The following is a 929-nucleotide window of genomic DNA, read 5'->3' on the forward strand; positions in this document are numbered from 1 at the left end:
CGGCCTACCGGCCATCGCCGCGTTCTTCGAACGGCTGGTGGCGGCTCGGTGTTCGGGCGAGCACGCCCGCTGGGGCTGCCTGGTCACCAACACCCACGCCACGGCCAGCGGTGGCCTGCCGGAGATCCGCCAGGTTCTGGACCGCCATCACGACGCGCTCCGGGCGGCGATGCACGCCGCGCTGGCGGCCGCGCGGACGAGGGGCCAGCTCCGGGATGGCCTGGATCTGGAGGCGGCTGCCGAGGCGCTGACCCTGCAGGCCTACGCGGTCAACCTGCGCTCGCGAGCCGGCGCCGAGGCGGGCGTGCTGCTGGCGAGCGTGCGCGCCGTCCTTGACGGTTTCACCACTACCGAGGAGAGATGATGAGCGGTTTCCGCACCTATGACGAGAGTGACGCCCCTGAGGCGGCCCGGCCGATGCTGGCGGCGGCCAAGAAGCGGATGGGCTTCGTGACCACACTGAACGGGGTCATGGCCGAGTCACCGGAACTCCTGGCGGGCTACAACGCGCTGGCCGAGCAGTTCGGCAAGTCGTCGCTACCAGCGGTGGCCAAGCAGGTGGTGCTGATCACCGCCAGCGTGGAGAACGGTTGTGAGTACTGCGTGGCCGCCCACTCCACGCTCGCGCTGCGCGCCCGGGTGCCGGCCGAGGCGGTCGAGGCTCTGCGCGCCGACCGGCCACTCGCTGACCAGGCGCTGGAGGCGGTGCGCCGCCTCACCCAAGCGGTCGTGGCGCAGCGGGGCCGGGTGGCCGAGGCCGAGATCGAGGCGTTCCTGGCCGCCGGCCACACCCGCCGCCACGTGCTGGACATCGTGCTCGGCGTCGGCATGAAGACGCTGTCGAACTACACCAACCACATCGCCTGCACCCCGCTGGATCCCGCCTGGGCCGATCAGCAGTGGAGGCGGGAGCAGGCAACGGCCTGACC

2 protein-coding genes are annotated in these 929 nt (G+C 71.9%); both read left to right on the forward strand.

Going from position 1 to position 929, the window contains the following annotated elements; genetic code table 11:
* The coding region (locus E1292_RS52160) for a TetR family transcriptional regulator C-terminal domain-containing protein (protein ID WP_220447475.1) at positions 1–364 on the forward strand (364 nt) is incomplete at its 5' end.
* Positions 364–927 carry a carboxymuconolactone decarboxylase family protein gene (locus tag E1292_RS50510; protein ID WP_132606888.1) on the forward strand — a complete coding sequence of 188 codons (564 nt, stop codon included), beginning with the start codon at positions 364–366 and terminating at the stop codon, positions 925–927. The genes E1292_RS52160 and E1292_RS50510, both read left to right, overlap by 1 nt.
* The last annotated feature ends 2 nt before the right edge of the window (positions 928–929 follow it).

The organism is Nonomuraea deserti (genome assembly GCF_004348685.1).
In the GTDB taxonomy this organism is placed as follows: domain Bacteria; phylum Actinomycetota; class Actinomycetes; order Streptosporangiales; family Streptosporangiaceae; genus Nonomuraea; species Nonomuraea deserti.